Below are 6,218 nucleotides of genomic sequence, written 5' to 3'. Positions count from 1 at the left end.
CGTCCAAATCGACGTCCATTTTGCCGTCTGCTCCCACGTAGGCCCTCCGTCTCTCGCGATCGGGGGGATTCTTCGCACATTCACCTCATGCCCCGCACGAGGGCAGCGGCGTGGCGCTTACCGCTCAGCTGCTGGAGGCGCTCTTTGACCCGCGGATCAGGATCGTGACTTTGACAGTCACCGAGAAGGGCTACACGGTCATCTCGGGCGGCGGCTCCGGCCACGAGCCGGCCCATGCCGGTTTTGACGGTACGACGGCTTCACTGTTGCCGGCAGCCGTCCGGTAGTTTGTTCGCGTCTGCTTGGCGAGCCTGCGTCACGCCCCGCCGTCCAGTGGGCTATCGAGTTCGTGCCTTCAAGACGCGTTAACTAGAAGCTGAACGTCTGCACGACGCGTGCCTGACATTTAGTCAAGGAACGAACACTGTCCGGTTCTGTGTAGGTTTTCGGATGCCGTTCGGCGATAGAGATAGCTCTCGGAAAGGCCGAGGCGGCGGCACGACTGGACGGCTGGTGATGAATGAAGCACGGTGCTGTCGCAGATTGCAGCCGTCGTCTTCACAACAACACGCTCCCACGACTTCAAGGTCCAGCGGTCGCCGAGTTCCAACCGCTTGCGGACCCATTGGGGTAGGATCTCGACGGCCGCCTTCAGAAGCGGCCGCTGAAGGGGTCGAGCAACTCCCGGCAAGGCGGGAACTTCTTCCATGATCTCCAGGAACTCCGACACGATCGGCGACGCGACGAGTCTTTGCCTCATTACGTCGAACAGCGCGTAAAGCTCGGCCTGAGACGTGGGCGCGCCGACCGCACCATAGAGAAGCGCCACGGGGCGAGCCTCAGCAAACATCGCGTCCCGTTCGAAAAAATGCAGACGATGCACATAGATGTGATAGGCCTCCATGAAACCAAACTCGGCCGTCGCTTGCACCCAGTCCAGCAGCTCCGGGTCGGTGGCGTGGTATGGCTCGCCTTCGCTGGTTCGACCCGAAACGCGCCCATGCATCCTGACCACATCTTCAATCATGGCCTTAGCCTTGGATCGGGGGCCATAGACCGTGACCAAAGCAGCGAGGCCCGTACGCTGCAATCGTCGGAGCGCGAGGGAGCGGAAACTGCTGTGCTGCCAAATGGCGTCGCGAACCCGCGGCTCTGCCAATTCGAGCAGCACCGCCGTTACCCCGCCGATGAACAGCGCAACAGGGTTCTTAAAAATGCGCCAGGTTACGGAATTGGGTGGTAACAGCGCCGGCTCGCCTTCCGGAGTCGAGAAGTCCATCTGAGATCCGAGCCGCTGGCGCATGAACGACTGGGCAAGAGTGTCCACACGACGCTCAAGCGGGCGAGGCAGAGAAATGATGCCCGAGTTGCGAAACATGATACGCCTCGGACTACTGAGAATAGCAAGCGTTAGACCTGTGGCTAGCGGATGCAATATGCACGAACGTCTTTGGTCTTCCCGTCGTTCCAAATCATCCTCGCGCGAAGCTGATGAACCCTGCTTGATCTGCCCTGTTGCCGATGATGATGGAGCAAGGCTCGGGCGTGGTCATCCATGTCACCTCGATCCAGCGCGAGCTTCCGCTCCCGGCATCAACCACCGGGCCGCAGCGAAGGCGGCGCTTTCGACTTGCAGCAAGAGCCTTTTCCAAGGAGGTCACGCCAAAGGGGATCCGTGTGGTGCGGGTCTCGCCCGGATGGATCGAAACGGAGCCCTGCATTTGCGGCATCCAAGCCCGGCGCCGCAAATCCAGTCCCAAACAACCTGAACTGGCGTGCGCCCCTGTTGGGCACTCTGCGAGTCCATCTGGATCAATCGTTGTCGTCCCGTGCGGACTATGTCGCGTCAAAGTTATGAGTGACGACGGTCCGAGCCGGAAATCGCTACGGAACCGCAGCTTTGGGTCAGCTCTCTGAATGGCCGCAACTGGCGAAAGCACGACAACGCTGAATGTCGTTTCGGTTCCTCGTAAGAAGGGCCACTTACCTAGTGGCTAGGTCCGCGTCGTGCGATACGGACTGAGATACAAATCGCTATGGAATTCTAGAAAAGTCCTTCAAAATCAACTCGCGAGGCGGTGCGGCGTTGCATCTCGTGAGACTCGTGTTCAACTATAATAGATTGAGATCATTCGGTCATTATTTTGCAGGTGCGGAACATCTCTCAATGCCCATGGATATATTGGTCCGAGTCTACATGTTGCGGCTTCTCTTTGCCGCCACGCGCTTTTTGCCGGGACTATTGGCGGATGGCGAACGAGATCGGTGCCCTCTGTTTGTTCATCGGGGTAGGAGCGGCCGCACTACTCCTTCGAATTCACCAGCGTTGCGGGGGCAGCCAGCGCCGCAGGGTCAATACCGTGTCATCGCTCGAGAGCGGCAGGAGAGGGGCCACTCCGTGCTACTTTGTCGATGTCGTGGGTTCACCGAAAAAAACTTTTGTCTCTCGAACGGCGAATTACCGCTTCGCGCAGCCTGTCGGCCGTAGAAGTCGATCTTGCCATTGCCCTGGAGCAGACGTCGCCCGAAGCGGGAGCGATCGTGATTGCGCGACATCTCGAGCACAGACTATCTATAGTGGAGCGTTACGGCGACCCAGCAGCAGAGCGATGCCCAACGCCGGAAGCGTCGCCGTCGCGACGGCGAAGAAGACGAATTGCAGGCCGGCCGACGCGGCGACCAAGCCGAGCGCCGGACTGCCGAAGCCAAGCGCCACGTCGAGGAAGACGGTGTAGAGTCCCATGGCCAGGCCGCGGCTGCGTGGCGGAAGATGACTTACGGCCTCGGCACCGAAACCGGGATAGACCAGCGAGTAGCCAAGGCCAGTCAGGCCCGCTCCGATGGCGGCGAGAACGGGCCCGGGCGCAAGCCAGATCAGCATCAGCCCTGTCGCCTCGACCGCCACGAAGATCACGGCGACGCGCGCGCCCCCTAACCTGTCAGGCAGGTGGCCGAAGCACAGCCTTGCCGCGATCAGCGACGCAGCATAAGCGGTGAAGGGAAGCCAGACCGGCTGCCAGCCGCGTTCGGCAAAGAGCAGCGCGCCAAAGGACAGGATCGCGCCATAGCCAAGGCTGCTGAAAGCAGCTCCGACGCCGGGAAGCCAGACCGCTTGCGCCACGCTCGTCCATGACTGTCGCGCGGCGCTCGCGGCGAGGCTGGTGCCACGCATAGGCAGGATGGCAAGCAGCGTCGCAAGCGGCAGGCCGACCGTCGCGAGCGCGATCGCGGCGAAGCCGCTCGCCGCGTAAAGCGCAGATCCGATCGGCGCGCCTAGCGCGAGCGCCGCGAACATCGCCGTGCCCACCCAGGCTATGACCTTTCCGGAGTTCTGTCCGCCCGCAAGGGAGAGGCCCCAGGCGACGCCGCCGGTGATGATGAAGCTCTCAGACGCGCCCAGTACCGCCCGGCCGGCGAAGAGCGCCGATGCGGACGCTACCGGGCGGTCGAGCAATGCCAGCGAGCCGAGGTAAATGAACCCCGCCAGGGCAGCGGCAATGAGGCCGACGATGACGGCCCGCTTGCCGCCGCGCCCATCGGCATAATTTCCGGCTCCAATGCGCGACAGCATCGAGGCGACGAACTGGCTGCCCGTCACCAGCCCGACTGCGAAGGGGCCGAAGCCGAGCTGCTGGTGAAGATGCAGCGGCAGGACGGGTAGCGCCAAGCCGATCAGGAGGAAGCCGGCGAAGACAGCCGCCATGATTGGCACCAGTTCCGCTATCGCGCCATTTCGGTCTGAAGTCCGCGCCATTGTGGCCACCGATAACGTTGACAGTGGGGCTGTTCCGATCAGTAACGTTCGTAGGTCACGCGCCAGCCTTCGGCCGGATTGTCCGGCGTGAGGACCAGTTTATTGTCCGAGACTTCGAATTTGCGTTTCATGCTCTTCCCGACAAGATTGCGGACCAGGGAGGACCCGATCGTAATGACGAAGGTCTTGTCCTGGTCGTTGATGGCGACCGGCCCGTAATAGGCTTCGTAGCCATTCGCCGTGTAAGGCGTGTCCGGCGCCTTAGCGTCGGGGTTCTGGGCCTGCACCGAGAGGGTGCCGGCCTCGGTGAAGATGACCTGGCCGGAATATGGCACGGGCTTGAGGTTTCCCTCGGCACCGGCCTCGAGCGACCTCATGCGCCATGCGCCGATGATCGGGGACTCTTGGGAGAAAGCCGGCGCGGCGACCGAAAGCGCAAGCGCAAGGGCGGCGATCTTCAATCTCATCGTCATATGTCGTTGTTCCTTTTCTGATTTGTGGGTGCGGACAGGCCGTCCGCCCAATCTTCGTTCACACCGAAAGCATGACCTTGATGGCGCGCCGCTCGTCCATGGCGCGGTAGCCTTCCGCGACCTCGGCCAACGGCAGCTTGAGGTCGAAGACCTTGCCGGGCTTGATCCTGCCCTTGAGCACACGGTCCATAAGGTCGGGCAGGAAGCGGCGCACCGGCGCGGGGCCGCCCAGCATGCGCTTCTGGCCGAAGAAGAGATTCTGGCCATCGAAGCTCACGCCATGCGGCACGCCGACATAGCCGATGGTGCCGCCGGGGCGAGAGCAGGCCAGCGCCTGGTCGAAGGATTCCGCCGTGCCGACGCATTCCAGCACCGAGTCCGCGCCGACGTCCTTAGTGAGCTCTTTGATCCGGGCCACACCTTCCTCGCCGCGCTCAGCGACGATGTCGGTCGCGCCGAACTCGCGGGCGAGTTTTTGGCGGCTGGCGTGCCGGCTCATGGCGATGATGCGCTCAGCGCCCATCTCCTTGGCCGCAAGCACGCCCATCAGGCCGACCGCACCGTCGCCGACCACCACTACCGTCGATCCTTCTCGGACCTCGGCTGCGTCGGCCGCATACCAGCCGGTGCCGAGCACATCGGACACAGCCAGCAGGTCGGGGATGAGTTCGGCCGGCGGCACCTCGGCGGTGGCGACCAGTGTACCATCCGCCAACGGCACGCTCACCGTCGACGTGGACAGTGCAGGCGCCGCACTGCCCATGATCGCAGCCTTTTTTCGTGCCGGGCAGGTTGGCATCCTCGCGTAGTGGGTCTAGCAAGGTCACGCGCACGTCGAGATTGAACTGGTGGCAGCGGCTGTTGATGTCCAAGGCTAGCTGTCGGGGCTCTGACATGTCGTCTCCTCGAGTGGCGGGCGGGATTAGGACTTCTCGCGAAGTTGATCGGACCGGCGAAGCCTGCGGCATCAGTCAGAAAGGGAACGTCTATTCCGAAGGCCGGTCGTTGGCCGGTTGCCTAAGGGTCAACCCTCAGCAGAGCACGGACATGACATTCGGATTAGCCACCAGAATTCGCATGAGCCTATCAATGGCGCTCATAAATAGACCTGCGACAATGGCAGTGCTGGACTTGACGGTCAGCTGTCGAAGGCCAGTGAGCTGGATACCTCCTCATGGGCGTCGACTTGTTGCTGCAGCAGAGCGAGTTTCTGCCTGACCATGCCAAGAGCATCGGCGCCGGCGATAAACCGACGGGGCAGCTCCGGCTTGTCGACCAAAGTGATCAACGCCTGCGCAAGTTTGGCCGGGTCGCCGACTTGCCGACCGTTCGCGGCTTTCCAGCCCGTTATCTGCTGGGCGCGACGTTCGCTGTAGTCGCTAACGGATGACGGAGCATATTGAGTGGATTCGTCCGTCAGTAGCTCTGTGCGGAAAAACCCGGGGTTCACGATCATAGTTTCAATGCCAAACGGCGCCACCTCGGCTTGCAGCGACTCGATCCAGCCATCCACGCCGAATTTTGCCGCAGCGTACGCAGAACAGAACTCGAAGCCAACCAGACCTGCCGTCGATGAGATTGCAATGACCTTGCCAGAACCCTGCGCGCGCATCACTGGCAGGACTGCACGGGTGACATTCATGGCCCCGGTCAGGGTGGACGCGAGCTGAAAGTCGATATGGGCCGGAGTCAGGTCCTCGAAATAGCCCGCATAGAAGCCCGCGGCATTGTTGACGAGCACGTCGAGGCGACCAAAGCGGTCGAGGGTTGCCTTCACCACAGCGTCGGCGTCGGCCGGCTTGGTCACGTCCAATGTCACGACCAAAAGATTGTCCGACTGCCCGATCGCCTTGGCGACCCGATCGGGGTTACGACCGGTCGCAACGACCTTATCGCCGATGGCCAAGACCGCCTTGGCAAAGTCGAGGCCCATGCCTCGCCCAGCGCCGGTAATCATCCATACTCTACTCATAGCCGTATCCTTCCTAGCA

6 protein-coding genes and 2 pseudogenes are annotated in these 6,218 nt (G+C 62.0%); 2 read left to right on the top strand and 6 right to left on the bottom strand.

The features are described 5' to 3' along the window. Nucleotides 1-110 precede the first annotated feature (110 nt). Entirely contained in the window at nucleotides 111-287 is a 177-nt protein-coding gene (locus tag NKJ94_RS32795) for a hypothetical protein (RefSeq protein WP_352531365.1), read from the top strand. Between the two features lie 119 nt (nucleotides 288-406). Here NKJ94_RS32795 and NKJ94_RS32790 read toward each other — a convergent pair whose 3' ends face one another. Next, nucleotides 407-1,378, bottom strand: coding sequence for an oxygenase MpaB family protein (locus NKJ94_RS32790; RefSeq protein ID WP_352531363.1), 972 nt, complete (start codon nucleotides 1,376-1,378; stop codon nucleotides 407-409). Nucleotides 1,379-1,521: 143 nt separating this feature from the next. Here NKJ94_RS32790 and NKJ94_RS37680 point away from each other — a divergent pair, with 143 nt between their 5' ends. Continuing rightward, entirely contained in the window at nucleotides 1,522-1,917 is a 396-nt protein-coding gene (locus NKJ94_RS37680) for a hypothetical protein (protein WP_502896197.1), read from the top strand. Nucleotides 1,918-2,572: 655 nt separating this feature from the next. Here the strand turns inward: NKJ94_RS37680 and NKJ94_RS32780 are convergent. The 5 genes and pseudogenes from NKJ94_RS32780 to NKJ94_RS32760 form a co-directional block, all read right to left on the bottom strand. Beyond that, nucleotides 2,573-3,754 carry an arabinose transporter gene (locus NKJ94_RS32780; RefSeq protein ID WP_352531361.1) on the bottom strand — a complete coding sequence of 394 codons (1,182 nt, stop codon included), beginning with the start codon at nucleotides 3,752-3,754 and terminating at the stop codon, nucleotides 2,573-2,575. Between the two features lie 38 nt (nucleotides 3,755-3,792). Next, a complete protein-coding gene (locus NKJ94_RS32775; protein ID WP_352531359.1) occupies nucleotides 3,793-4,227 on the bottom strand; it encodes a lipocalin-like domain-containing protein in 435 nt (144 codons plus the stop codon). Nucleotides 4,228-4,285: 58 nt separating this feature from the next. Then, a pseudogene (locus NKJ94_RS32770) lies at nucleotides 4,286-4,948 on the bottom strand (zinc-binding dehydrogenase); the annotation flags it as partial. Beyond that, nucleotides 4,947-5,123 (bottom strand): annotated as a pseudogene (locus tag NKJ94_RS32765) (2Fe-2S iron-sulfur cluster-binding protein); the annotation flags it as partial. The pseudogenes NKJ94_RS32770 and NKJ94_RS32765, both read right to left, overlap by 2 nt. 242 nt (nucleotides 5,124-5,365) lie before the next feature. Next, on the bottom strand, nucleotides 5,366-6,199 hold the full coding sequence (locus NKJ94_RS32760; protein ID WP_352531357.1) for an SDR family NAD(P)-dependent oxidoreductase: 834 nt from the start codon (nucleotides 6,197-6,199) through the stop codon (nucleotides 5,366-5,368). Between the last annotated feature and the right edge of the window lie 19 nt (nucleotides 6,200-6,218).

Origin of the sequence: Mesorhizobium sp. M0060 (assembly GCF_040323155.1) — a bacterium.
Classification (GTDB): Bacteria; Pseudomonadota; Alphaproteobacteria; order Rhizobiales; family Rhizobiaceae; genus Mesorhizobium.
The sequence above is the reverse complement of the archived record's forward strand: the minus strand, read 5'-3'. Positions and strand labels throughout refer to the sequence as shown.

Coding starts and splice junctions, on each gene's coding strand:
- NKJ94_RS32780 (WP_352531361.1), bottom strand. CDS start 3,754: ATGGCGCGGACTTCAGACCGAAATGGCGCGATAGCGGAACTGGTGCCA.
- NKJ94_RS32760 (WP_352531357.1), bottom strand. CDS start 6,199: ATGAGTAGAGTATGGATGATTACCGGCGCTGGGCGAGGCATGGGCCTC.
- NKJ94_RS32790 (WP_352531363.1), bottom strand. CDS start 1,378: ATGTTTCGCAACTCGGGCATCATTTCTCTGCCTCGCCCGCTTGAGCGT.
- NKJ94_RS37680 (WP_502896197.1), top strand. CDS start 1,522: ATGATGATGGAGCAAGGCTCGGGCGTGGTCATCCATGTCACCTCGATC.
- NKJ94_RS32775 (WP_352531359.1), bottom strand. CDS start 4,227: ATGACGATGAGATTGAAGATCGCCGCCCTTGCGCTTGCGCTTTCGGTC.